The organism is Kitasatospora sp. NPDC089509 (assembly GCF_044749365.1).
In the GTDB taxonomy this organism is placed as follows: domain Bacteria; phylum Actinomycetota; class Actinomycetes; order Streptomycetales; family Streptomycetaceae; genus Kitasatospora.
Genome location: NZ_JBIVHS010000008.1, coordinates 1 through 24,039, shown reverse-complemented (window position 1 = coordinate 24,039; position 24,039 = coordinate 1). Strand labels below are relative to the sequence as shown.

The 24,039-nt window shown below is 73.4% G+C and carries 20 protein-coding genes and 1 rRNA gene; 13 read left to right on the top strand and 8 right to left on the bottom strand.

The annotated features are described in order from the left end of the window. Positions 1–43 precede the first annotated feature (43 nt). The 3 genes from ACIP4P_RS18880 to ACIP4P_RS18870 all read left to right on the top strand — a co-directional run bounded on the left by ACIP4P_RS18880 (position 44) and on the right by ACIP4P_RS18870 (position 2,217). On the top strand, positions 44–595 hold the full coding sequence (locus ACIP4P_RS18880) for a GNAT family N-acetyltransferase (protein ID WP_400919845.1): 552 nt from the start codon (positions 44–46) through the stop codon (positions 593–595). A 93-nt stretch (positions 596–688) separates the two neighbouring features. Beyond that, a complete protein-coding gene (locus ACIP4P_RS18875) occupies positions 689–1,498 on the top strand; it encodes an enoyl-CoA hydratase/isomerase family protein (RefSeq protein WP_400919843.1) in 810 nt (269 codons plus the stop codon). Positions 1,499–1,614: 116 nt separating this feature from the next. Then, a complete protein-coding gene (locus ACIP4P_RS18870; RefSeq protein WP_400919841.1) occupies positions 1,615–2,217 on the top strand; it encodes a hypothetical protein in 603 nt (200 codons plus the stop codon). A gap of 36 nt (positions 2,218–2,253) precedes the next feature. Here the strand turns inward: ACIP4P_RS18870 and ACIP4P_RS18865 are convergent, their stop codons facing one another. Next, entirely contained in the window at positions 2,254–3,477 is a 1,224-nt protein-coding gene (locus ACIP4P_RS18865) for an acyl-CoA dehydrogenase family protein (protein ID WP_400919839.1), read from the bottom strand. A 208-nt stretch (positions 3,478–3,685) separates the two neighbouring features. On the opposite strand from ACIP4P_RS18865, the gene ACIP4P_RS18860 reads away from it, so the two are divergent. Both ACIP4P_RS18860 and ACIP4P_RS18855 read left to right on the top strand, forming a co-directional pair. Next, positions 3,686–4,312, top strand: a complete 627-nt coding sequence (locus ACIP4P_RS18860) for a TetR family transcriptional regulator (protein WP_350511796.1) — start codon at positions 3,686–3,688, stop codon at positions 4,310–4,312. Positions 4,313–4,480: 168 nt separating this feature from the next. Further along, positions 4,481–5,932 carry a cellulase family glycosylhydrolase gene (locus ACIP4P_RS18855; RefSeq protein ID WP_400919837.1) on the top strand — a complete coding sequence of 484 codons (1,452 nt, stop codon included), beginning with the start codon at positions 4,481–4,483 and terminating at the stop codon, positions 5,930–5,932. A 46-nt stretch (positions 5,933–5,978) separates the two neighbouring features. Here the strand turns inward: ACIP4P_RS18855 and ACIP4P_RS18850 are convergent, their stop codons facing one another. Next, a complete protein-coding gene (locus ACIP4P_RS18850) occupies positions 5,979–8,003 on the bottom strand; it encodes a M3 family metallopeptidase (RefSeq protein WP_400919835.1) in 2,025 nt (674 codons plus the stop codon). A gap of 224 nt (positions 8,004–8,227) precedes the next feature. Between ACIP4P_RS18850 and ACIP4P_RS18845 the strand changes: the two genes are divergently transcribed. Next, positions 8,228–9,955, top strand: coding sequence for a bifunctional 3'-5' exonuclease/DNA polymerase (locus tag ACIP4P_RS18845; RefSeq protein ID WP_400919833.1), 1,728 nt, complete (start codon positions 8,228–8,230; stop codon positions 9,953–9,955). 109 nt (positions 9,956–10,064) lie between these two features. Here the strand turns inward: ACIP4P_RS18845 and dhaM are convergent, their stop codons facing one another. Beyond that, positions 10,065–10,460: a dihydroxyacetone kinase phosphoryl donor subunit DhaM gene (gene dhaM / locus ACIP4P_RS18840; RefSeq protein WP_400919831.1), complete on the bottom strand. Its 396-nt coding sequence runs from the start codon at positions 10,458–10,460 to the stop codon at positions 10,065–10,067. A gap of 163 nt (positions 10,461–10,623) precedes the next feature. Here dhaM and dhaK point away from each other — a divergent pair, with 163 nt between their 5' ends. Both dhaK and dhaL read left to right on the top strand, forming a co-directional pair. Further along, positions 10,624–11,619, top strand: a complete 996-nt coding sequence (gene dhaK, locus ACIP4P_RS18835) for a dihydroxyacetone kinase subunit DhaK (protein WP_400919829.1) — start codon at positions 10,624–10,626, stop codon at positions 11,617–11,619. A gap of 11 nt (positions 11,620–11,630) precedes the next feature. After that, complete coding sequence (gene dhaL, locus ACIP4P_RS18830; RefSeq protein WP_400919828.1) at positions 11,631–12,257, top strand: dihydroxyacetone kinase subunit DhaL; 627 nt, start codon at positions 11,631–11,633, stop codon at positions 12,255–12,257. Positions 12,258–12,334: 77 nt separating this feature from the next. On the opposite strand, the gene ACIP4P_RS18825 is transcribed toward dhaL, so the two are convergent. Next, positions 12,335–13,459 carry a PP2C family protein-serine/threonine phosphatase gene (locus ACIP4P_RS18825; protein ID WP_400920289.1) on the bottom strand — a complete coding sequence of 375 codons (1,125 nt, stop codon included), beginning with the start codon at positions 13,457–13,459 and terminating at the stop codon, positions 12,335–12,337. An 84-nt stretch (positions 13,460–13,543) separates the two neighbouring features. On the opposite strand from ACIP4P_RS18825, the gene ACIP4P_RS18820 reads away from it, so the two are divergent. The 3 genes from ACIP4P_RS18820 to ACIP4P_RS18810 all read left to right on the top strand — a co-directional run bounded on the left by ACIP4P_RS18820 (position 13,544) and on the right by ACIP4P_RS18810 (position 17,236). Then, positions 13,544–14,485: a PrsW family intramembrane metalloprotease gene (locus tag ACIP4P_RS18820; protein WP_400919827.1), complete on the top strand. Its 942-nt coding sequence runs from the start codon at positions 13,544–13,546 to the stop codon at positions 14,483–14,485. 136 nt (positions 14,486–14,621) lie between these two features. Then, the gene (locus ACIP4P_RS18815; protein WP_350518914.1) at positions 14,622–14,840 is read left to right on the top strand and encodes a cation transporter; all 219 of its coding nucleotides are present in this window, start codon (positions 14,622–14,624) and stop codon (positions 14,838–14,840) included. Between the two features lie 128 nt (positions 14,841–14,968). Next, positions 14,969–17,236: a heavy metal translocating P-type ATPase gene (locus ACIP4P_RS18810; RefSeq protein ID WP_400919826.1), complete on the top strand. Its 2,268-nt coding sequence runs from the start codon at positions 14,969–14,971 to the stop codon at positions 17,234–17,236. A gap of 104 nt (positions 17,237–17,340) precedes the next feature. On the opposite strand, the gene ACIP4P_RS18805 is transcribed toward ACIP4P_RS18810, so the two are convergent. The 3 genes from ACIP4P_RS18805 to ACIP4P_RS18795 form a co-directional block, all read right to left on the bottom strand. Continuing rightward, entirely contained in the window at positions 17,341–18,060 is a 720-nt protein-coding gene (locus ACIP4P_RS18805; RefSeq protein WP_400919825.1) for an SDR family NAD(P)-dependent oxidoreductase, read from the bottom strand. 543 nt (positions 18,061–18,603) lie between these two features. Continuing rightward, a complete protein-coding gene (locus tag ACIP4P_RS18800) occupies positions 18,604–19,893 on the bottom strand; it encodes a citrate synthase (RefSeq protein ID WP_350518876.1) in 1,290 nt (429 codons plus the stop codon). A gap of 225 nt (positions 19,894–20,118) precedes the next feature. Further along, entirely contained in the window at positions 20,119–22,362 is a 2,244-nt protein-coding gene (locus ACIP4P_RS18795; protein ID WP_400919823.1) for an ATP-dependent RecD-like DNA helicase, read from the bottom strand. 182 nt (positions 22,363–22,544) lie between these two features. Here ACIP4P_RS18795 and ACIP4P_RS18790 point away from each other — a divergent pair, with 182 nt between their 5' ends. Together ACIP4P_RS18790 and ACIP4P_RS18785 are read left to right on the top strand one after the other, a co-directional pair. Next, positions 22,545–23,336 (top strand): VOC family protein, encoded by a 792-nt coding sequence (locus tag ACIP4P_RS18790; protein ID WP_400919821.1) that lies wholly within the window; start codon positions 22,545–22,547, stop codon positions 23,334–23,336. Between the two features lie 109 nt (positions 23,337–23,445). Beyond that, complete coding sequence (locus ACIP4P_RS18785) at positions 23,446–23,910, top strand: GNAT family N-acetyltransferase (RefSeq protein ID WP_400919818.1); 465 nt, start codon at positions 23,446–23,448, stop codon at positions 23,908–23,910. Positions 23,911–23,959: 49 nt separating this feature from the next. On the opposite strand, the gene rrf is transcribed toward ACIP4P_RS18785, so the two are convergent. After that, positions 23,960–24,039: ribosomal RNA gene (rrf, locus tag ACIP4P_RS18780) — 5S ribosomal RNA — on the bottom strand; the annotation flags it as partial.

The window sequence follows — 24,039 nt, the reverse complement described above, 5'->3', positions numbered from 1 at the left end:
AATGACGTCGACAGCTCGCCGCACCACTCCGAAAGGCCCGCCCGTGTTTTCCGTCCCGCTCGCCGAGAACGCCGAACTGCGCCCGCTGGAGCCCTGGCAGGCCCCCGAGTTCCTGGCCCACATCGACCGCGCCCGCGCCCACACCGACCCCTGGATCCCGTGGGCCACCCGCACCACCGACCTGGACTCGGCCCGCGCCACCCTGCAGCGCTACGCCGACGGCCAGGCCGCCGACACCAGCCGGATCTACGGCATCTGGCGGGACGGCACGCTGGTCGGCGGCGTGATGTTCGTGCACTTCGACGCCCGCAGCGGCAACTGCGAGATCGGCGCCTGGACCGAGCCGGCCGGCGAGGGCGGCGGGCTGATCACCGCCGCCGTCCGACAGCTCCTCGACTACGCCTTCACCACCCGCGGTCTGCACCGCGCCGAGTGGTGGTGCTCGGCCGCCAACGCCCGCAGCCGGGCCGTGGCCGAGCGGGTCGGGATGCGGCGGGACGGCGTGCTGCGCGAGTGGTTCCTGCACAACGGGGTCCGCCACGACAAGGAGATCTGGGCGGTCCTCGCCCCGGACTGGGCCGCCGACCAGGTCTGAACACCCCGGCGGGTCCCGCGGACCGGGCCTCGGGCCGTACCGCACCGGGCCGACCTGAGAGAGTGGGCGCACCACGACCGACCGGAGGTGCGCATGGACCAGCCGCTGCTCACGCGGGACCGCTCCGCCCTGCCCGCCCAGGCCGAGGGCCTGAACGCCTATGTCGGCGAGGACGGCGTCGCGGTGCTGGAGTTCGCCCGCCCGCACCGCCGCAACGCGGTGACCCTGGCGATCTGGCAGGCGCTGCCCAAGGTGCTGGACCAGCTGGCCGAGCAGCCGGGCGTGCGCGCCCTGCTGCTGACCGGTGCCGGGAACACCTTCAGCGCGGGCGCGGACATCGCCGAACTCGCCGAGGTGTACGGCGATCCGCAGCGCGCGGCCGACTACCACGCGATCAACGTGGCCGCCGAGGAGGCCCTCGCGGCCTTCCCGCACCCGACCCTCGCGGTGGTGCACGGCGCCTGCGTGGGCGGCGGCTGCCAGCTGGCCGTCGCCTGCGACCTGCGCTTCGCCGCCGAGGACGCCCGGTTGGGAATCACCCCGGCCAAGCTCGGCGTGGTCTACCCGGCGGTGCCGACCCTGCGGCTGGCCCGGCTGGTCGGCCCGGCCCGGACCAAGTACCTGTTGTTCTCGGGCGAGTTGGTGCGCGGCCGGGACGCGCTGCCGCTGGGCCTGGTGGAGCGGGTCCTGCCGGACGCCGAACTGGACGCCGCCGCACTGGAGTTCGCCCGGCTGCTGACCAACCGGTCGACCCAGACCATCGGCGCGGTCAAGGCCGCGCTGGCCGTCCCGGCGGACCGGGCGGCCGAGGCGCTGGAGCCCTGGGTGCGGCGCTCGCAGGAGGCCCCGGACGTGCGCGAGGGGCTGAGCGCATTCCTGGAGGGCCGTCCGGCACGGTTCTGACCGGGGCCCGGCCACCCCGGGCCCACGCGAACGGGCGGCACCGACAGCTCACGTACGATCATCCGACCGGCACCGCGCCGCCGACCCGTCCTCCCCCACCCGGAGCCAGCACCCCGATGACCGCCGAGGCCACGACCGCCCCCACCAGCCGGACGACCTGGGCCCGCCGGGTCACCGACGGCGTCGAGCCGAAGAACGTGATCATCGCGGTCTGCCTGCTGATCGGTGCCCTCCGCTACGGCTGGGCCGGCCTCGGCTGGGCCGTCTTCGCCGCACTGTTCGCGGCCGTCATCCCGACCCTGTTCATCCAGCGCGGCATCCGCAAGGGCACCCTGGAGGACCGCCACGTCGGCCACCGGCAGCGCCGGCTGACCGTCATCCCGTTCATCATGGGCTCGGTCGCCGTCAGCTTCGCGGTGATGATCCTGGCCGACGCCCCGCGCGACCTCACCGCGATGGTGGCGGCGATGTTCGCCTCGCTGGTCCCGATCCTGGTGATCACCGTCTGGTGGAAGGTCTCCGTGCACACCGCCGTGGCCGGCGGCGCGGTGGCCTGCCTCGGCATCGCGCTCGGCCCGCTGTGGCTGCTGCTCTACCCGCTGGTCGCGGTGATCGGCTGGTCCCGGGTGGCGCTCCGGGACCACACCACCGCGCAGACGATCGTCGGCGCGGTGGTGGGCGCCCTCACCGCCGGGCTCACCTTCTGGGTCGCCCGATAGGCCGCCCGGTAGGCCGCCCGGCGGGCCCGCCGGGCGTCAGCGGATCGGCACCCCCGAGATCGCCCGGGCGATGACCAGCCGCTGGATCTCGCTGGTCCCCTCGAAGATCGAGTAGATCGCGCTGTCCCGGTGCATCCGCTCCACCGGGTACTCCCGGGTGAAGCCGTTGCCGCCCAGGATCTGCATCGCCTGCGCGGTGACGAACTTGGCCGTCTCGCCCGCGTACAGCTTGGACATCGAGCCCTCGGCCGCGGTGAACGGCTGGTTGTTGACCGCCATCCAGGACGCCCGCCAGACCAGCAGCCGGGCCGCGTCGATCCGGGTCCGCATGTCGGCGAGCTGGAAGGCCACGCCCTGGTTGTCGATGATCGGGCGGCCGAACTGCTCCCGGGTCTTCGCGTAGTCCAGCGCCACCTCGTACGCGGCCCGGGCGATGCCGATCGCCTGCGCGCCGACGGCCGGGCGGGAGGCCTCGAAGGTGGCCATCGCCGCGTTGCCCCCACCGCTCCGCCGCACGCCCTCGCGGGCCCGGGCCAGCCGCTCGTCCAGCTTCTCCTTGCCGCCGAGCAGGCAGCTGCCGGGCACCCGGACGCCGTCGAGCACCACCTCGGCGGTGTGCGAGGCGCGGATGCCGTGCTTCTTGAACTTCTGGCCCTGGCTCAGCCCCGGGGTGCCCGGCGGGACGACGAAGGAGGCGTGTCCGCGGGTGCCCAGCTCCGGGTCGACACAGGCCACCACCAGGTGCACGGCGGCGATCCCGCCGTTGGTGGCCCAGGTCTTGGTGCCGTTCAGCACCCACTCGTCCTTGGCCTCGTCGTAGACCGCCCGGGTGCGCAGCGCGCCCACGTCGGAGCCGGCGTCCGGTTCGGAGGAGCAGAAGGCGGCCACCTTGACGTCCTCCGGGGTGCCGAACATCTGCGGGGTCCAGGTGCCGATCTGCTCGTCGGTGCCGTTGGCGAGCACCGCGACGGCGGCCAGCGTGGTGCCGACGATGGACAGCCCGATGCCCGCGTCGCCCCAGAACAGCTCCTCCATCGCGATCGGGATGCCGACGCCGGAGGGGTCGAAGTACTGCTGGGCGTAGAAGTCCAGCGAGTAGATGCCCAGCTTGGCGGCCTCCTGGATGACCGGCCAGGGGGTCTCCTCGCGCTCGTCCCACTCGGCCGCGGCGGGGCGGATCACGTCGGCGGCGAAGCCGTGCAGCCAGTCGCGTACGGCGAGCTGGTCCGCGCCCGGGTCCAGCGAGAACGTGCTGCTCATGGTGGGGCCTCCGCAGAAGGGCAGAAGGGATACGACGCGGGATGCGGCCGCCGGAACACGGCCACCGGTACGCGGCCCGACGGCCGCCGGGACGCGACCGCAGGATGCGACCCACCGGGGTGTTACCCCCGGTAACATCGTCGGAGTCTGCTACTGATTGGTAACCGATGTCAACGCCCAGGCCACCCCCGGATCCGAGGAGCAGCGCATGTCCCGAGAGCCCCGCCGCGAGCAGCTGCTCAACGCCGCCGACCGGGTCATCCAGCGCGAGGGGCCGAGCGCCAGCATGAACGCCATCGCCGCCGAGGCCGGCATCACCAAGCCGATCCTCTACCGGCACTTCGGCGACCGGACCGGCCTGATCAGAGCCCTGACCGAACGCCACACCGGCGGCCTGCTGGCCGCCGTCCGGCAGGCCCTGGCCGAACCGCTGGAACGCCGCGACCGGGTCGAACACGTCCTGGACACCTACCTCGCCGGGATCGAGGCCCGCCCCCAGGTCTACCGACTGCTCACCCACCCCGAGCCGGGCGACCCGAGCGGCGCCGGCAACGCCCTCGCCCCGGCGCTGCGGCAGATCGCCGAGGAGATCACCCGGGCCGTGCAGAGCCAGGTCGACCTCGGCGCCGACCGCGACCTGCTCGCCGAGGCCTGGGGCCGCGGCATCACCGGCATGGTGCTGGCCGCCGGGGACTGGTGGCTGGAGACCAGGCCCTGCACCCGCACCCGCATGGTGCAGGCGCTGGCCGACCTGCTCTGGGGACGCCTGGCGGCCGCCGCCGACCTGCCGACCGCCGTCCTGCCGACCGCCCCCGCCGAACCGAACGGCGACTGACCGCCCCCGCTCCGCACCCGCTACCGGCCGAACTCCCCCTCCTCACAGGACCCTTGGGCACAAGTGACGCGACCCGTCCGGGCGCGACCACTGTGCGCACGACCCTTGTGCGACACCCGGCGGCACCGGCATCATCGGGCCCCCACCCCCCGCCGTGCGAGGTCCCCGATGCGCCTGCGCCGCACCGCCGTCGCCCTGCTGCTCACCGCCACCGCCGCCCTGACCGCCACCCCGGCGACGGCGACGGCCCCGGCCCACGCCTGGCACCCCGCGCCCTTCCCCACCGGCACGGCCACCGCCCCGGACGGCCGCACCGCGCTCACCGACGCCCAGGGCCGGCACCTCCAGCTGCGCGGCTTCAACCTCGACAAGTACGCCGAGGCCACCCCGGCCGACCTCGACGCCGTCGCCGCCCAGGGCTTCACCCTGGTCCGACTGCCGGTCTCCTGGACCAGGCTGGAACCCGAGCGCGGCCGACTCGACCCCGCCGAACTGCACCGGCTCGGACGGCTCCTGGACCGCGCCGACCGGCTGGGCCTGCTCGTCCTGGTCGACTTCCACCAGGACGTCTACGGGCCGGAGTTCGTCGGCGGCGACAACGGCATCCCGACCTGGGCCACCCGCGACGACGGACTGCCGTTCACCCCGGACCCGAAGGACTGGTTCGCCGGCTACTTCCAGCCCGCCGTCCAGGCCGCCTTCCGCCACCTCTACGACGACCCCGACCTGCGCGACTGGCAGGCCGACTTCTACACCCGGCTCGCCCGCGAACTGCGCGGCCACCGCTCCCTGTTGGGCTACGACCTGTTCAACGAGCCGTTCGGCCCGGTGGCCGGCGACCCGAGCGACCCGGCCGCACTCGCCGCCGCCTCCGCCGACCTGGAGCGGGGCCGGCTCGCCGACATGTACCGCCGGCTGATCACCGCCGTGCGCCGGGTGGACTCCCGCTCCTGGCTGTTCGTCGAACCGACCGTGCTGGTCGGCCAGGGCGTGCCCACCGCCCTGCCCGGCCTCACCGACCCCCGCCCCGGCGCGCCCCGGCTCGGCTACGCCCCGCACTTCTACGACACCGCGGTGGAGAACGGCGCCGACTGGAACCCCGCCGACGGCTTCATCGAGCAGTACACCGCCGCGATCACCGGCTACCCGGCCGCCCACCACCTGCCCGTCCTGGTCGGCGAGTGGGGCCCGCCGGACTCCCGCACCCCGGGCAACACCGAACTGGTGCGCCGCCAGGTCGCCGCGATGGACGGCTTCGCCGAGGGCTGGACCATGTGGTACTGGTGCCGCGGCACCGGCGGCTACTGCGCGCTCGACCCGGCCGGCCGGCCCGCCCCCGGCGACGGGCCCGCCTTCGGCCCGTACCCGGCCGCCGTGGCCGGGTCGGACGTCCGCGCCGCCGACGGCGTGGTCCGCTGGACGGCCGACGGCACCGGGCACCCCAGCGAACTGGTCCTGCCGCCCGCCGCGTTCCCGCGCGGCGCCCGGGTCGCCGTCTCCCCCGCCGGCGCCCGGGTCGAGGTCGAGCAGCCCGCGGACGGCCGCGCGGGCACCGTCCGGATCCGGCTCCCGCACACCCGCCCGGGCACCCCGGTGACCGTGCGCGTCACCGCCCGGTGACACCGCGCCCGGCCCTGTCCGGCCGATCCCGCCGGGCGGACCCGCCCTAGCCCAGCCCCCGGCGGGCCAGCAGCGGCGCGGTCTCCGGCGCCCGGCCGACCACCGCGCGGAAGGACTCCAGCGGGTCCCGGCTGAACCCGCGCGCCAACAGCTCGCGCCGGAACAGCTCGCCGCTCTCCCGCACCGGGCGCCCGTTGGTCTCGAACCACCGCACGGTGTCCGCGTCCAGCACCTCCGACCAGATGTACGCGTAGTACCCGGCGCTGTAGCCGCTGGAGAAGATGTGCTGGAAGTACGGCGTGCGGTAGCGCGGCGGGATCGCCGGGAAGTCGATCCCGGCCGCCGCCAGCGCCCGCGCCTCGAACTCCTCGGCGTCCTCGACCGGTTGGCCCTCCGGCAGGGTGTGCCAGGCCCAGTCCAGCAGGGTCGCCGCCAGGTACTCGACGGTCCGGAAGCCCTCCCCGAAGCCCTCCGCCGCGGTCATCCGCTCGACCAGCTCGGTCGGCAGCGGCTCCCCGGTCGCGTGGTGGCGGGCGTAGTTGGCCAGCACCTCGGGCCGGACCATCCACATCTCGTTGACCTGCGAGGGGAACTCCACGAAGTCCCGCGGCACCGCCGTGCCTGCGAACAGCGGGTACTCGACGTCCGAGAACAGCCCGTGCAGCGCGTGCCCGAACTCGTGGAACAGGGTGCGCACCTCGTCCCAGCTGAGCAGCGCCGGCTCACCGGGCGCCGGGCGCGGGACGTTGAGGTTGTTGAGCACCACCGGCCGCCGCCCGGTCAGCCGGGACTGGCCGACCAGCTCGTCCATCCAGGCGCCGCCGCGCTTGGAGGCCCGGGCGTGGAAGTCGCCGATGAACAGGCCCAACGAGCCGCCGTCCTGCTCGAACACCTCGAAGACCCGGGCGTCCGGGTGGTGCGCCGTCAGGTCCGGCCGCTCGGTGAAGGTCAGCCCGTAGGCGAGCTCCGCGGCGAAGAACACGCCGTCCCGCAGCACCCGCTCCAGCTCGAAGTACGGGCGCAGCGCCGCCGCGTCCACCTGGTAGGAGGCCTGTCGGACCTTCTCCGAGTAGTACGCCCAGTCGTGCGCGGCGATCTCCCCGACCCCGTCCGCGGCCGCCACCTCGGCCAGCTCGGCGGCCTCCCGGCGGGCGTTCGCCAGCGCGGGCTCCACCAGCCGGGCGAGCAGGCCGGACACCGCCTCGACGGTACCGGCCGTCTCGTCCACCACCACGTACGCGGCGTGGCTCGGGTGGCCCAGCAGCGCGGCCCGCTCGGCGCGCAGCGCGGCCAGCCGGATCGCCAGCGGACCGTTCTCCTCGACGCCCCGGCCCAGCGAGGCCGCCAGCAGCCGCTCGCGCACCGAACGGTCGGCGAGCTGGGCCAGTTCGGGCTGGTTGGAGGGGCTCTTCAGGCTCAGCACGTACTTGCCCTCGTGGCCCAGCACCCGGGCGTTCTCCGCCGCACCGGCGATCGCGCCCTCGGAGAGTCCGACCAGCTCCTCGGCGGAGTCCACCACCAGCGCGGCGGCGCGGGTCGCCGCGTTCACGTTCTGCTGGAAGGTGGTGCCCAGCGCGGCGAGTTCGGCGTTCAGCCCGCGCAGCCGGACCTGCTCGGCCGCGCCCAGCCGGGCGCCGGAGCGGACGAACGCGGTGTACCAGCGCTCCAGCAGCCGCAGCGACTCCGGGTCCAGCCCCAGCGCGGCCCGGTCCCCGTGCAGCGCCTCGATCCGGGCGAACAGCTCCTGGTCCAGGTGGATCGCGTCGTGGTGGGCGGCGAGCAGCGGGCTGACCTTCGCCTCCACCTCGTCCAGCAGCTCGGTGGTGTCGGAGGAGGACTGGTTCCGGAACACCGCGTCCACCCGGCGCAGCAGCGCGCCGGAGCGCTCCAGGGCCACCAGGGTGTTCTCGAAGGTCGGCCCGCCGGGGGTGCCGGTGATCGCCGCGATCTCGGCCAGCTGCTCGGCCATGCCACGCTCGTAGGCGGGCAGGTAGTGCTCCTCCCGGATCTCGGCGTAGGGAGGCAGTTCATAGACCAGTGGGCTGGCCGCGAAGAACGGGTTCTCGGTCATTCGCCGACCCTACGCGGTGTCGTGGCGCGTGCCCATAGACCCCCGGTCGTCGTTGTCAGACCCACCCGTTAACGTCGACGGCGCAGACCCGCGGGCCGCACACCCGCACCCCGACCGCACACCCGCCCGCCCCCGACCGACCGGGACCGACCCCGGTCGGACGCACCGGACCCGCCCGGACCCCATCGGACTCACCCGGACCCATCGGAGAGGAGACGCCCGCCGTGGCCCCCAGAACCGCCCTCGTGCCCGACCCGCACGGCCCCGGCGGCCGCCTCCAGCCGCTGGACGACGCCGGCCGCCCGCTCGGCCCACCGGAGGCCGTCCGCGACCTCGCCGCGGCCGTCGCCGCCCGGGAGGCCGCCGGCCGTGCCGGTGCACCGGCGCCGCGCTGGGTCTGGGCCTCCGCCGACTCCGGGTACGCCCCGCTGCTGCCCCGGCTGCCCGACCGGCTCGCCCGCTGCCACGACCTCCGGCTGGTCGAGGCCCTGCTGGTGGGCCACGAGGGCCGCTTCGGCGCGCCGCGCTCGCTCGGCGCCGCCTGGGCCCGGCTGCGCGGCCTGCCCGTCCCGGACGACCTGCCCGAACCGGGGCTCGCCGACGCGGACGACGGGCAGGACACCCTGTTCGCCCCCGACCGGCTGCAACTCCCGCCCGGCGCCGACCCCTTGGACGCGGTGGTCGCCGTGCACGCCGATCAGCAGCAGCGGATCGCCGCCATCACCGACCCGGCCGCCCGGCAGCGCTTCCGGCTGCTGGTCGCCGCCGAGTCGGCGGGCGCCCTGGTCGCCGCCGAGATCGCGCACGACGGCCTGCCCTGGCGCTCCGACGTCCACGACCGGCTGCTCACCGACCTGCTCGGCCCCCGCCCCGCCGTCCCCGGCACCCAGCCCAGGGTGCTGGCCGACCTCGCCGTCGAACTCCAGCAGTCCCTCGGCGCCAAGCCGTTCAACCCCGACTCGCACACCCAGGTGCTGCGCGCCTTCGCCGAGGCCGGCATCCAGCTCGGCTCCACCCGCTCCTGGGAGCTCAAGGGGATCGACCACCCGGCCGCCCAGCTGCTGGTCCGCTACAAGGAGCTGGCCCGGATCCACGTCGCCCACGGCTGGGCCTGGCAGGACGCCTGGGCCCGCGGCGGGCGCTTCCGGCCCGAGTACGTGGTCGGCGGCGTGGTGTCCGGCCGCTGGGCCAGCCGCGGCGGCGGCGCCCTGCAGATCCCGCGCATCCTGCGCCGGGCCGTGGTCGCCGACCCGGGCTGGGTGCTGGTGGTCGCCGACGCCGCCCAGTTGGAGCCCCGGGTGCTCGCCGCGCTCTCCCAGGACGCCGGGCTGGCCCGCACCGCCGCCGGCGGCGACCTGTACGAGGCACTCGCCGCCAACGCCTTCCAGGGCGACCGCGACAAGGCCAAGCTCGGCCTGCTCGGTGCCATGTACGGGCAGACCAGCGGCGACATCGGCCCACTGCTGAACACCCTGCGCCGCCGCTACCCGGCCGCGATGGGCTACGTCGAGGCCGCCGCCCGCACCGGCGAGGACGGCGGCGTGGTCACCTCCCGGCTCGGCCGGGTCTGCCCGCCCGCCTCCGCCGCCTTCCTCGACCTCACCGAGGCCGACACGGCCGGCGAGACCGGCGGCCGCACCGCCCGCGCCCGCGGCCGGTTCACCCGCAACTTCGTCATCCAGGCCAGCGCCGCCGACTGGGCGCTCGCCCTGCTGGCGGCGCTGCGCCGCCGACTGAACGACCTGCCGACGGCCGTCCCGGCGGACCGCCCGCACCTGGTGTTCTTCCAGCACGACGAGGTGATCGTGCACACCCCGGCGAACCTGGCCGAGGCGGTGGTCGAGGCCGTCACCGAGGCCGCCGACGAGGCCCGGCGGCTGGTCTTCGGCGACACCCCGGTGCGCTTCCCGCTCAGCACCGCGGTGGTGGACTGCTACGCGGACGCGAAGTAGCCGCGCGAAGTAGCCGCGCGAAGTAGCCGCGCGAAGTAGCCGCGCGAAGTAGCCGCGCGAAGTAGCCGCGCGAAGTAGCCGCGCGAGGTAGCCGGCGGACGCCGGGCGGCTACCGGAGCTTGCGGAACGACCGCGCCTCCTCGGCGGCCGCGACCACCTCGGCCAGTCCCGCCCCGGCCGAGGCGGTGACGGCGGCGGCCACCGCGCCCTCCACGAACGGCGCGTCCACCAGCCGTACGTCCGGCCGCGGTTCGTCCTCCAGCACGGTCGCGGCGGTGAGCACCGAACTGCCGAGGTCCGGCAGCACCACCACGCCCGCACCGCCGTCCGCCGCCACGACCGCCCCGGCGATCAGCTCGTAACTGGTGCCCAGCCCGCCGTCCTCCGTCCCGGCCGCGACCACCACCAGCACGCCGTCCGAGGTGAGTTCGCCGAGCAACTCGCGCAGCCCCTCCGCGAGTCGAGCGCTGTGCGAAACCAGAACAATGCCCACGTGTCCGCTCATGCGGCCGACCCTACGGCGCCGCCGCACTACTCCGGGAGAGTGACCTGAATCGCGCGTGTCGCACCCCGTGCCCGCACCCCCCGTCCGGCGTAGCGTCGGGTCCGGCAGCGTCCGCAGCCGTGTCGCCCGTCTCCGTCGAGGTCACCCAAGGGAGCGAAGAGCGTTGAAGAAGCTGATCAACACCCCGGAGAGCGTCCTGGAGGACGCCCTGGCCGGAGTCGCCGCCGCCCACCCCGAGCTGACGGTGGACATCCCCAACCGGGTGATCACCCGGGCCGTCCGCCCGGCCGGTCCCAAGGTCGCGCTGATCTCCGGCGGCGGTTCCGGCCACGAGCCGTTGCACGGCGGCTTCGTCGGCCCCGGCATGCTCGACGCCGCCTGCCCCGGCGAGGTGTTCACCTCCCCCGTCCCGGACCAGATGCTGGCCGCCGCCAAGGCGGTGGAGAGCGGCGCCGGGGTGGTCTTCGTGGTGAAGAACTACACCGGCGACGTGATGAACTTCGAGCTCGCCGCCGAACTGGCCGCCGAGGAGGGACTGGAGGTCCGCACCGTCCTGGTCAACGACGACGTCGCGGTCGAGGACTCCACCTGGACCGCCGGCCGCCGGGGCACCGGCGCGACCGTCCTGGTCGAGAAGACGGCCGGCGCGCTGGCCGAACGCGGCGCCGGACTGGACGAGGTGGCCGCCCTCGGCGAGCGGGTCAACGCCGCCTCCCGGTCGTTCGCGATCGCCCTCACCGCGGCCACCGTCCCGGCCGCCGGCAAGCCCGGCTTCGACCTGCCCGAGGACGAGATCGAGGTCGGCGTCGGCATCCACGGCGAGCCCGGCCGCCGCCGGGAGAAGCTCCGCCCGGCCCGCGAACTGGCCGCCGAGGTGGTCGAGACCATCCTCACCGACCACCACCTGACCCCCGGTGACGAGGTGATCGCCCTGCTCAACGGTCTGGGCGCGACCCCGCTGCTGGAGCTGTACGTGGTCTACGGCGAGGTCGCCGCCCGGCTCGCCGAGCGCGGCATCACGGTGGCCCGCAGCCTGGTCGGCAACTACGTCACCAGCCTCGACATGGCGGGCTTCTCGCTCACCCTCACCAAGGCCGACACCGAGCTGCTGGAGCTCTGGGACGCCCCGGTCGACACCCCCGCGCTCAAGCGGGCCTGAAGGGAGACGGCATGGACTTCGACACCACCCTCGCCGAGGCCTGGATCCGCGCGATCGCCGCGGCCGTCGAGAAGGAGCAGGCCCGGCTCACCGAGCTGGACTCGGCGATCGGCGACGGCGACCACGGCAGCAACCTCCGACGCGGCTTCGCCGCCGTCCTCACCGCCCTGGACGGCCCCCGGCCGGTCGGCCCCGGCGCGGTGCTGACCAAGACCGGCACCACCTTGATCTCCAAGGTCGGCGGCGCCTCCGGCCCGCTGTACGGCAAGGCCTTCCGCGCCGTCGGCGCCGCCCTGCCCGAGCCCGCCGGCCCGGCTGCCGTCGCCGAGGCCCTGGCGGCCGGCCTGGACGCGGTCCGCGCCCTCGGCAAGGCCGAACCGGGCGACAAGACCATCGTGGACGCCTGGACCCCGGCCGTCGCCGCCTTCCGCAGCGCGGCCGCCGCCGGCGCCTCCCTCCCGGAGGCCGCCGAGGCCGCGGCCGAAGCCGCCGAACGGGGCGCCCGGGACACCGTCCCCCTCCAGGCCCGCAAGGGCCGCGCCTCCTACCTCGGCGAACGCAGCATCGGCCACCAGGACCCCGGCGCCACCTCCACCGCGCTCATCTTCCGCACCCTCGCCGACACCACCGCCGCCTGACCCCTTCGGGCGCGCGGCCCCGCCCGCGCGCCCGCAGCCACCCTCCGCCCCTCGATCCGTCCCCGATCCATCCGTCCTCAATCCGTCCGCGTGATCAACAGCAACAGCGCGTCGTCCCGCAACTCCCCACCCGTGTGCGCCAACAGGTCCGCGTAGACCCGCTCCACCGCCGCCTCCAGCTCCCCCGCCGAGCGCGCGGCCCCCTGCACCAGCGGCCCGACCCGCTCCGCCAGCGGGTAGAACTCCCCGCTCCTGCGGTGCCGGGCCTCGATCACCCCGTCCGTGCACAGCACCAGCACGTCCTCGGCCCCGAACGGCTGCCCCCAGGTGGTCGGTTCCCCCGTCGCCAGCCGCCCGAGCCCCAGCGGCACCCAGGGGTCGGGAGCGTCCAGCACGTGCACCCGCCCCTCCCGGTCGACCCGGATCGGCGCCACGTGCCCGTACTGCAGCAGCTCCATCCGCCCGGGCGCACGGAACTCCGCGAACAGCGCGGTGGTGAACTCCCCGTCCGGCACGTGCCGTTCGACGCTGGCCTCGATCCGTGCCGCGACCCCCCGCAGTCCCGCCTCGTCGTACGCGGCCTCCCGGAAGGCCCCGAGTACCACGGCCGCGGTCTGCACCGCGGCGAGCCCCTTGCCCCGGACGTCCCCGACCGCGACCCGGGTGCCGTGCGGCGTCTCCAGCACCGAGTAGAGGTCCCCGCCGATCCGCGAGGCGTCCGCGGCGGACACGTACCGCACCGCGAGCCGCAGCGGCCCGACGGCCGGTCCGGGCAGCCGCAGCAGGGCCCGCTGGGCGGCCTCGGCGACCGAGCTGACCGCCGCGAAGGCGGCCGCCCGCCGCATCCGGACCCGCGCCACCCAGGCCGAGAAGAGCGTCAACACCAGATAGCTGACCATCGCACCGTAAAGGAAGCGGGCGTCGTTGATGTTGTCGACCTGGTCGTAGTGGCTGAGCCCGAAGACCGCGATCAGCCCGACCGCGCAGACGGCGAGCAGCTCGCCGGGCTTGAGGGTGAGCGCGGCGACCGCCGGGACCACGGTCATCAGCGGTGCGAGGTACCGGTCCTTGCCGGAGAGGAGGTCCGCGAGCGCGACCAGCAGGACGGCGAGCAGCGCCGGTGCGGCCCGCCGCCAGAACGGCAGGTTCTGGAGGTCGATGGCCTGCAGGGCCGGCGTGGTGGGCGACTGGGCGCGGTGCATCCGGAACACATACCGAACATTACCTAAATGCCTGATTTGTCATAAAGTTCGACCAAAGCGGTCACTCAGAGGAGGCCCTGTCCGGTGTCCGGATACCGACCCACTCCGCGCATCACCTCACCCCCCGTCCGGGCGACCGCCCGGCCCCACCACTGGGTCAAGTTCTTCCTGACCGGCCTGCTGCTCTGGGTCTGCACCGTCCTGGTGACCTTCTTCACCGACAACAGCAACCTGGTCCCCACGATCGTGCTGCTCGGCAGCTTCCTCGTCCCGGCGACGGTGGTGATCTGGGCCTACGAGCGCTACGCGGCCGACCTCGGCCCGGGCCTGATCCTCGCCTGCTTCGGCATCGGCGGGGTGATCGGCGTCCTGGGCGCCTCCGTGCTGGAGTCCTACCTGCTCGCCCCCTCGGTCTGGATGTACGTCGGCGTCGGCCTGATCGAGGAGGCGGTCAAGCTGGCCGCACTGGTCCTGCTCTGCCGGCGGCTGCGGGTCGGCGGCCTGCGGTACGGACTGGTGCTGGGCGCCACGGTCGGCGCTGGCTTCGCGGCGTTCGAGAGCGCTGGATACGCGTTCAACGCCGTGCTGAGCATCCAAGGACTCTCGCTCGACGACCTGGTGGAGACCGAGATCCTGCGCGGGGTGCTGGCGCCGGTCGGCCACATCCTGTGGACGGCGATCATCGGCGGGGTGCTGTTCCGCGAGCGGCGCGGCGGCCGGTTCCGCCTCACCGCCCCGCTGCTCCTCACCTACCTGGGCGTATCGCTGCTGCACGCGCTCTGGGACAGCACGAGCGGCATCGCGGTCTGGCTGGTCGCCCGGACCACCACCAGCGACTTCCAGCGCGCCCTGTTCGACCTGGGCTACATGCCGAACCCTTCCAGCGAGCAGGTCCACCTGTACACCGTCTACGACACCGCCGGCCTGCTCGTGGTCTCCTTGGGCGGGCTGCTCTGGCTACGGCTGCTGGTCCGGAGCGAGCCCACGGCGCCGATCCCGGCGCAGTACTCCTCCTCCCCGGCCTGACGGTCGCCGTCGCCTACGATGCGATCCTCCTCACCCACCCCCTCCGGGAAATACCCCTTAGGGGTATGGTGTTGACGAACAAGGTTGACGAACAAGAGAGCGGCAACCAGTACCCCGCACCGACCGGAGGCCCCCGATGTCCACCACCATCACCTACACCGTGTCCGGCATGAGCTGCGGCCACTGCGAGAAGGCGATCAGCGAGGAGCTCTCCGCCCTGGCCGGTGTCACCGAGGTCGCCGCCGACGCCCAGGCCGGCACCGTCACGGTCTCCTCCGCCGCCCCGCTGGTCGAGGACGAGATCCGCGCCGCGATCGACGAGGCCGGCTACGAACTGGTCGGCCGCACCGCCTGAGCCGCCCCGGACCGGTCCGGCGGGGGCCCGGCAGCACGGCCCCCCGCCGCACCGACCCATCGCACCGGCCCACCAAACGGACCCCGCCGTACCGACCCGCCGCACGGACCCATCGAGGAGCCCACCGCATGACCACCTCCGCCCCCGGCGTCGAGGCACGGGACCGGGTCGAGCTGTCGATCGGCGGGATGACCTGCGCCTCCTGCGCCGCCCGGATCGAGAAGAAACTCAACCGGATGGACGGTGTCGAGGCCGCCGTCAACTTCGCCACCGAGAAGGCCCGGGTCGACTACAGCCCCGGCGTCACGGTCGCCGACCTGATCGCCACCGTCGAGCGGACCGGCTACACCGCCGAACTCCCGCCGCCCCCCACCCCCGTCGCCACCGAGCAACCCGCCGCGGCCCCCGAGGAACCCGAGGAACCCGACCCGCTGCGCGAGCGCCTGCAGATCAGCGCCCTGCTCAGCCTCCCGGTGGTACTGCTCTCGATGGTCCCGGCCCTGCAGTTCACCAACTGGCAGTGGCTGGCCTTCGCCCTCACCGGCCCGGTCGTCGTCCACGGCGGCCTGCCCTTCCACCGCGCCGCCTGGACCAACCTCAAGCACGGCGCCGCGACCATGGACACCCTGGTCTCGCTCGGCACCCTGGCCGCCTTCGGCTGGTCCTGCTGGGCCCTGTTCTGGGGCCACGCCGGAATGCCCGGGATGCGCCACGACTTCTCGCTCGCGATCGGCGCCACCGACCCCGCGGCCACCCTCTACCTGGAGACCGCCGCCGCCGTCACCGTGCTGATCCTGTTCGGCCGCCACCTGGAGGCCCGCTCCAAGCGCCGGGCCGGCGCCGCCCTGCGCGCCCTGCTCGACCTGGGCGCCAAGGACGTCGCCGTCCTCCAGGAGGGCCGCGAGGTCCGGCTGCCGGTGGATCGGCTGACCGTCGGCACGCGCTTCGTGGTGCGCCCCGGCGAGAAGGTCGCCACCGACGGCGTCGTGGTCGAGGGCAGCTCCGCGGTGGACGCCTCGATGCTCACCGGCGAGTCCGTCCCGGTCGAGGTCGCCGTCGGGGACAGCGTCACCGGGGCGACCGTCAACGCGGGCGGCCGGCTGGTCGTCGAGGCGACCCGGGTCGGCGCGGACACCCAGCTGGCCCGGATGGCCAGGCTGGTCGAGGACGCCCAGAACGGCAAGGCAGCCGCCCAGCGGCTGGCCGACCGGATCTCCGCGGTCTTCGTCCCGGTGGTCATCCTGATCGCCCTGGCCACCCTGGTCGGCTGGCTGCTGGCGACCGACAGCCCCACCGAGGCGTTCACCGCCGCCGTGGCCGTGCTGATCATCGCCTGCCCGTGCGCCCTCGGCCTGGCCACCCCGACCGCACTGCTGGTCGGCACCGGCCGCGGCGCCCAGCTGGGCATCCTGATCAAGGGCCCCGAGGTGCTGGAGACCACCCGCAAGGTCGACACCGTCGTGCTGGACAAGACCGGCACCGTCACCACCGGCCGGATGACCCTGCTCGCCGTGCACACCACCGAGGGCGTCACCGAGGCCGAGGCACTGCGGCTGGCCGGGGCCGTGGAACACGCCTCCGAGCACCCGATCGCCCGGGCGATCGCCACCGCCGCCGAGGAGCGGACCGGCCCGCTGCCACCGGTCCGGGACTTCCGCAGCCTCCCCGGCCGGGGCGTGCAGGGCGTCGTGGACGGTCGCACGGTCACGGCCGGGCGCGAGGCCCCGGCGGCCGACCGCACACCGCAGCTGCCGTCCGCTCTGGCCCGCGCCAAGGCCACCGCAGAAGCGGCGGGGCGCACCGCGATCGCGGTCGGTTGGGACGGCGCGGCCCGGGCCGTGCTGGAGGTCGCCGACGCGGTCAAGCCGACCAGCGCCGAGGCCATCGCCGACCTGCGCGCCCTGGGGCTCACCCCGGTGCTGCTGACCGGCGACAACCGGGCGGTGGCCGCGGCGGTCGCGGCCGAGGTCGGCATCGCACCGGAGCACGTGATCGCCGAGGTCATGCCGCAGGACAAGGTCGACGCCGTCAAGCGGCTGCAGGCCGAGGGCAAGGTCGTCGCGATGGTCGGCGACGGCGTCAACGACGCGGCCGCCCTCGCCCGGGCCGACCTCGGCCTGGCCATGGGCACCGGCACCGACGCCGCGATCGAGGCCGCCGACCTCACCCTGGTCCGCGGCGACCTGCGCGCCGCCGCCGACGCCATCCGACTCTCCCGCAGGACCCTCGGCACCATCAAGAGCAACCTCTTCTGGGCCTTCGGCTACAACGTCGCCGCCCTGCCGCTGGCCGCCGCCGGACTGCTCAACCCGATGATCGCCGGAGCGGCCATGGCCTTCTCCTCGGTCCTCGTGGTCGGCAACAGCCTCCGGCTGCGCCGCTTCCAACCCGCCTGAGCCGGACCCGAGCACACCCCGAGTCCGGCCCGGACAGCCGCGAGGGGCCCGAACCACCGCTGGAAACCACCAACGGTCCGGGCCCCTCGGCACACCTCAACGCCTCAACGCCCCAGCAGTTCCCCGCCGTTGCAGTGCAGGATCTCGCCGGTGACGAACCCGGCCTCGGGCGAGGCGAGGAAGTGCACCGCCGCCGCGACCTCCCCGGTCTCGCCGATCCGGCCGAGCAGGGTGCGCGCCGCCCGGCGGGCCACCTCGGCCTCGTCCAGCCGCGGCCCGAAGAACTCGGTGCCGGCCACCGTGCCCGGCGCGACGATGTTGGCGGTGATCCCCGAGGTGCCCAACTGGGCGGCCAGGAAGTGGTTCCAGGCGTGCAGCGAGGCCTTCGCCGCGCCGTAGGAGCCGGCCCCGCGCAGGGCGGCGATGGAGCTGATGGTGACGACCCGGCCGGAGCCCGGGGTGAGCCGGTCCCGGATCGACTCGGTGAGCAGCACCACGGTCAGCACGTTGCGCTCGAAGTCGCCGCGCCAGCGGGCCAACAGGGCGTGCGGCCCACCGCCGACCACGGTCTCCCGGCTGCCGGCGTTGTTCACCAACACGTCGATCCGCTCGGGCAGTTCGGCCAGCGCGGCCTCCACCGCGTCCGGGTCGGCGAGGTCGCACACCAGCGGGGTGACGTTCGGCCCGAGGTCGGCCGCGGCCTTCTCCAGGACCTCACGACGGCGACCCACGATCACCACGTGCTCACCCGCCTCGGCGAACCGCCGCGCGACTTCGTACCCGATTCCCGTGCCACCGCCGGTGACGACGACGTTCCTGGCCATCTGCGCACTCCCTCCCCAGTTCCGCCGTCGCGCGACGAGGGGGCGCGACGGTCCGTACCGGAATGCCACGATTCCTATCACGCTCGGTTGCCGTGACTGCGGGGAGGGTGACGTCGTGCGCGAGGGAAGGTGTGATATGGGCGCGGTACGAAGCGCCTACGGAGCGTGGCGAGAGGCAGCTCACACCCCCCGGGCGTAACTTCTCGCACCCTGATACGTCTTAGGTTGGTAGTGCGGCAGTTTTTCCGCTGGGCGGGGCGCGACTAACGGCAACGCGTCCCGCGCTTCCAGCGGCTGCCGCCGACGGGGCTCCGGCGGGCCCCGGGAACGGTCGTCGAAACTCTCGACGGCCTTCGCGCACGGCGCCGGGGTGTGGCGGGCCAGGGACGCTTTGAGCGGCCGTCCCCGGTCGCAGTCGGGCCCCGGAGTCGTGCGCCGTACGGTTCCGTCCCCGCGCTCCGGACCCTTCCGGGTCGGGGAACGGGGACGCGAAGGGGCCCGGCCGCTCAGCAGCGGCCGGGCCCCTTTCGGTGCGGTGCTACGTCAGCGCTGCTCGAGCTCGACGTAGTCGCGGATCGCGACGCCGGTGTAGATCTGGCGCGGGCGGCCGATCCGGCTGGTCGGGTCGTTGATCATCTCGTGCCAGTGGGCGATCCAGCCGGGCAGCCGGCCGAGGGCGAACAGCACGGTGAACATGCTGGTCGGGAAGCCCATGGCGCGGTAGATCAGGCCGGTGTAGAAGTCCACGTTCGGGTACAGCTTGCGCGAGATGAAGAAGTCGTCCTTGAGGGCGTGCTCCTCCAGCTTGAGCGCGATCTCCAGCAGCTCGTCGCTCTTGCCGAGCTGGCCGAGGACCTCGTGCGCCAGCAGCTTGACCTGCGCGGCGCGCGGGTCGAAGGCCTTGTAGACGCGGTGGCCGAAGCCCATCAGCTTGACGCCGGCTTCCTTGTTCTTCACCTTGGTGATGAACGCGTCGACGTCGCCGCCGTCCTTCTGGATGCTCTCCAGCATCTCCAGCACGGCCTGGTTGGCGCCGCCGTGCAGCGGGCCCCACAGCGCCGAGATGCCGGCCGAGATGGAGGCGAACAGGTTGGCGTGGCTGGAGCCGACCAGGCGCACGGTGGAGGTCGAGCAGTTCTGCTCGTGGTCCGCGTGCAGGATCAGCAGCTTGTCCAGCGCGTTGACGACGACCGGGTTGAGCTCGTAGTCCTCGGCCGGGACCGCGAAGGTCATCCGGAGGAGGTTCTCCACGTAGCTGAGGTCGTTGCGCGGGTAGACGAAGGGCTGGCCCATCGCCTTCTTGTACGCGTAGGCGGCGATCGTCGGCAGCTTGGCGAGCAGGCGGACGGTCGACAGGTGGCGCTGGTCGGCGTCGAACGGGTTGTGGCTCTCCGGGTAGAACGTGGAGAGCGCACCGACCACCGAGGACAGCATGGCCATCGGGTGGGCGTCCCGCGGGAAGCCCTGGAAGAAGCGCTTGACGTCCTCGTGCAGCAGCGTGTGCTGGGTGATCTCGCGGTTGAACTCCGCCAGCTGGTCCGCGTTGGGCAGCTCGCCGTTGATCAGGAGGTACGCGGTCTCGATGAAGCCGCCCTGTGCTGCGAGCTGCTCGATCGGGTAGCCGCGGTACCGCAGGATGCCGTTGTCGCCGTCCACGAAGGTGATCGCGGACTTGTACGCGGCGGTGTTACCGAAGCCGTTGTCCAGGGTGACCAGGCCGGTCTGCGGGAGCAGCTTCGAGATGTCGAAGCCGGCGTTGCCCGCAGTGCTCTCGACGACGGGGTACTCGTACTCGCCGTCCTGGTACCGCAGTACTACCGAGTTGTCGCTCACGTCTTCCTCACCGACGAAATGAATCCTCTTCCAAGGTGCCCTGACTGTCTCCACGATCCCCCATCCGGAGGACAGTCGCGCACCCGGGGTGGCCCGGAAGGGCCCGCCCCTACAAAACCTGCCGCCGCAGCCGGTACGAACCGGACAAGATCGGCACCACCCTAGGCTCTGCCGTAAATCTCTTCACGTCAAGAGAACATTAGAGGCAACCATCCTGCTGGATAATCATCCAGTTGCAAGTCGATGATCGAGCGCGGCATGCCGCCGACCTGCGCTGACGGCCCGCACGGCCTGGGCGATCGCCTTCCGTGACCCAACCAGCACCACGAGTTTCCTCGCCCTGGTCACGGCGGTGTAGAGCAGATTTCGCTGGAGCATCGTCCAAGCGGACATGGTGACCGGAATCACCACCACCGGGTACTCACTGCCCTGCGAGCGGTGGATCGTCACCGCGTACGCGTGGACCAGCTCGTCCAGCTCGTCGAAGTCGTACGACACCTCCTCGTCCTCGTCGGTGAGCACCGTCAGCCGCTGGTCGTCCACGCTGAGGGCGGTCACCACTCCCACTGTGCCGTTGAAGACGCCGTTCCGCCCCTTGTCGTAGTTGTTGCGGATCTGGGTGACCTTGTCCCCCACCCGGAACGTCCGCCCACCGAACCGCCGCTCCGCCAACCCCTCCCGGGCCGGCGTCACGGCCGCCTGCAACAGGGTGTTCAGGTTCCCCGCCCCGGCCGGTCCCCGGTGCATCGGCGCCAGCACCTGCACGTCCCGGCGCGGGTCGAAGCCGAACTTCTGCGGGATCCGACGCGCCACCACGTCCACCGTCAGACCGGCCGCCCGCTCGGTGTCGTCCTCCACGAACAGGAAGAAGTCCGTCAGACCCTCCGTCAGCGGCGGCTTCCCCTCGTTGATCCGGTGCGCGTTGGTGACCACGCCCGACTGCTGCGCCTGCCGGAAGATCCTGGTCAGCCGCACCGACGGGATCGGCCCGTCCTGCGCCAGCAGGTCCCGCAGCACCTCGCCGGCCCCCACCGAGGGCAGCTGGTCCACGTCCCCCACGAACAGCAGGTGCGCCCCCGGCGGCACCGCCTTGACCAGCTTGTTCGCCAGGATCAGGTCCAGCATCGAGGCCTCGTCCACCACCACCAGGTCCGCGTCCAACGGCCGGTCCCGGTCGTACGCGGCGTCGCCGCCCGGCTTCAGCTCCAGCAGCCGGTGCACCGTCGAGGCCTCCGCCCCGGTCAGCTCCGCCAGCCGCTTCGCCGCCCGCCCGGTCGGCGCCGCCAGCACCACCTTCGCCCGCTTGGCCAGCGCCATCGTCACGATGGACTTCACCGTGAACGACTTGCCGCAGCCCGGACCACCCGTCAGCACCGCGACCTTCTCGGTCAGCGCCAGCCGCACCGACTGCTCCTGCTCCGGCGCCAGCTCCGCGCCGGTCCGCCGGGCCAGCCACTCCAGCGCCGCCGGCCAGTCCACCTCCGCCGACCACGGCAACCGGTCGGAGTCCGAACGCAGCAGCCGCAGCAGCTGGTTGGCGAGCGAGATCTCCGCCCGGTGGAACGGCACCAGGTACACCGCGGTGATCGGCTCGCCCGCCTCCCCCGGCACCGTCTCGCGCACCACCCCCTCGGCCGCGACCAGCTCCGCCAGGCAGTCGATCACCAGCCCGACGTCCACCTGCAACAGCTTCACGCCGTCCGCGATCAGCCGCTCCTCCGGCAGGTAGCAGTGGCCCTGGTCGCTGCTCTGCGACAGCGCGTACTGCAGCCCGGCCTTCACCCGCTCCGGACTGTCGTGCGGGATGCCCACTGCCTGGGCGATCCGGTCCGCCGTCAGGAAACCGATGCCCCAGACGTCTGCGGCCAGCTTGTACGGCTCGTTCTTCACCACCCCGATCGAGGCGTCGCCGTACTGCTTGTAGATCCGCACCGCCAGCGAGGTCGACACCCCGACCCCCTGGAGGAAGACCATCACCTCCTTGATCGCCTTCTGCTCCTCCCAGGCCTCGGCGATCTTCCTGGTGCGCTTCGGCCCCAGCCCCGGCACCTCGATCAGCCGGCCCGGTTCGTTCTCGATCACCTCCAGGGTGTCCACCCCGAAGCGCTCCACGATCCGCTCGGCGAACCGCGGACCGATCCCCTTGATCAGCCCCGAGCCCAGGTACCGCTGGATGCCCTGGATCGTCGCGGGCAGCACCGTCGTGTAGTTCTCCACCGTGAACTGCCGCCCGTACTGCGGGTGCGAACCCCACCGCCCGTGCAGCCGCAGCGACTCCCCGACCTGCGCGCCCAACAGCGCGCCCACCACCGTCAGCAGGTCGTTGGCGCCCCGGCCGGTGTCCACCCGGGCCACTGTGTAACCGGTCTCCTCGTTGGCGTAGGTGATCCGCTCCAGCACGCCCTCGACCTGCGCGAGCTGGCGCGCGGCCTGCTGCTCCTGCTGCCCCGCCTGCGCCTGCTTGCCCACCGGAGCCCCCTTCGACCGGTACGGGTGGACGATTCCGTTACGCACCGTACCGCCCGGCGCGGACAAGCCCCGCCGCCCCTTGACTCCTGCCGTGCACCGCCCCCGACCAGATGCCAGGCTGGAAGGTCCAAGGGGGTCGACCACCGCGCCCGTACGGGACCCGTCCGAGGAGCAGTGCCGCCATGCTCAACACCGACTTCCGCCCCGGTTCCCCGGACTGGCTCGACCTGAGCAGCCCCGACACCCGGGCCTCCGTCGACTTCTACACCGCCCTGTTCGGCTGGACCTTCGACTCGGCCGGCCCGGAGGCCGGCGGCTACGGCTTCTTCCAGCTCGACGGCCGCACCGCCGCCGCGCTCGGCCCGCTCACCGAGGACGGCGCGCTGCCCGGCTGGACGCTGTACTTCGCCACGGACGACGCCGACCGCACCACCGACCTGGTGGAACAGGCGGGCGGCCGGGTGCGGTACGCCCCCTTCGACGTCTTCACCGCGGGCCGGATGGCCGGCTACACCGACCCGACCGGCGCCGACTTCGCGGTCTGGCAACCGCACGACACCCGCGGCCTGGACGTCGTCAACGACCAGGTCAGCCTCTGCTGGGCGGAGTGCTACAGCGTCGACGCCGAACGGGCCAAGGCCTTCTACCGCACGGTCTTCGGCTGGCAGGAACAGGACGTCCCGCTCGGCGAGGTGCTCTACACCGTGCTCACCCCGGCCGGCGGCGGCACCGACGACGCCCACGGCGGCATCCTCCAGCTCGGCCCCGAGCACACCGCCCGCGGCACCGGCTCGCACTGGCTCCCCTACTTCGAGGTGCCCAACGTGGACGCCTCCCTCGCCATCGCCGACCGGCTCGGCGCGAAGGTCCGGATCCCCGCCACCGACGTGCACGGCGTCGGCCGCCTCGCCCAACTGCTCGACCCGCACGGAGCCGTCTTCGCCGTCATCACCAGTTCCACGCCCGCGGAGTGAGCGGCGGGGGGCCAGGAGGGTCCGCCGGAGGCGCCGTAGCGGGGCGCTACGGGCGTAGACAGGGCCTTTGGGCCCGAGTCGGGTCCCGGAGGCTCCCTATCCTCTGATCATGACTGAAACAGCTGTTCTGACGATCCGACGGGCCACCGAGGCCGACCTGCCGGCGATCGTCGCCATGCTCGCCGACGACCCCCTGGGCGCGACCCGCGAGACCCCCGACGACCTGACCCCCTACCGCACCGCCTTCGCCCGCATCGACGGCGACCCGCACCAGCACCTGGTCGTCGCCGAACGCGCCGGCCGCACCATCGGCACCCTGCAACTCACCCTCGTCCCGGGCCTCTCCCGGACCGGCGCCACCCGCGCGATCATCGAGGCCGTCCGGGTCCACGCCGACGAACGCGGCAGCGGGCTCGGCACCGAACTGATCCGGTGGGCCGTCGAGCGCTCCCGCGAACTCGGCGCCGTCCTGGTCCAACTCACCTCGGACGCCACGCGCACCGACGCGCACCGCTTCTACGAGCGGCTCGGCTTCACCGCGTCGCACCTCGGGTTCAAGCTCGATCTCCGGTGAACGCGAAAAGGCCCGCCCGGTAACCCGGGCGGGCCTTTTCTGAAGAATTGTTCGGCGGCGTCCTACTCTCCCACAGGGTCCCCCCTGCAGTACCATCGGCGCTGTGAGGCTTAGCTTCCGGGTTCGGAA

Coding starts and splice junctions, on each gene's coding strand:
- ACIP4P_RS18875 (WP_400919843.1), top strand. CDS start 689: ATGGACCAGCCGCTGCTCACGCGGGACCGCTCCGCCCTGCCCGCCCAG.
- ACIP4P_RS18870 (WP_400919841.1), top strand. CDS start 1,615: ATGACCGCCGAGGCCACGACCGCCCCCACCAGCCGGACGACCTGGGCC.
- ACIP4P_RS18865 (WP_400919839.1), bottom strand. CDS start 3,477: ATGAGCAGCACGTTCTCGCTGGACCCGGGCGCGGACCAGCTCGCCGTA.
- ACIP4P_RS18860 (WP_350511796.1), top strand. CDS start 3,686: ATGTCCCGAGAGCCCCGCCGCGAGCAGCTGCTCAACGCCGCCGACCGG.
- ACIP4P_RS18855 (WP_400919837.1), top strand. CDS start 4,481: ATGCGCCTGCGCCGCACCGCCGTCGCCCTGCTGCTCACCGCCACCGCC.
- ACIP4P_RS18850 (WP_400919835.1), bottom strand. CDS start 8,003: ATGACCGAGAACCCGTTCTTCGCGGCCAGCCCACTGGTCTATGAACTG.
- dhaM (WP_400919831.1), bottom strand. CDS start 10,460: ATGAGCGGACACGTGGGCATTGTTCTGGTTTCGCACAGCGCTCGACTC.
- dhaL (WP_400919828.1), top strand. CDS start 11,631: ATGGACTTCGACACCACCCTCGCCGAGGCCTGGATCCGCGCGATCGCC.
- ACIP4P_RS18825 (WP_400920289.1), bottom strand. CDS start 13,459: ATGCACCGCGCCCAGTCGCCCACCACGCCGGCCCTGCAGGCCATCGAC.
- ACIP4P_RS18815 (WP_350518914.1), top strand. CDS start 14,622: ATGTCCACCACCATCACCTACACCGTGTCCGGCATGAGCTGCGGCCAC.
- ACIP4P_RS18810 (WP_400919826.1), top strand. CDS start 14,969: ATGACCACCTCCGCCCCCGGCGTCGAGGCACGGGACCGGGTCGAGCTG.
- ACIP4P_RS18805 (WP_400919825.1), bottom strand. CDS start 18,060: ATGGCCAGGAACGTCGTCGTCACCGGCGGTGGCACGGGAATCGGGTAC.
- ACIP4P_RS18790 (WP_400919821.1), top strand. CDS start 22,545: ATGCTCAACACCGACTTCCGCCCCGGTTCCCCGGACTGGCTCGACCTG.
- ACIP4P_RS18785 (WP_400919818.1), top strand. CDS start 23,446: ATGACTGAAACAGCTGTTCTGACGATCCGACGGGCCACCGAGGCCGAC.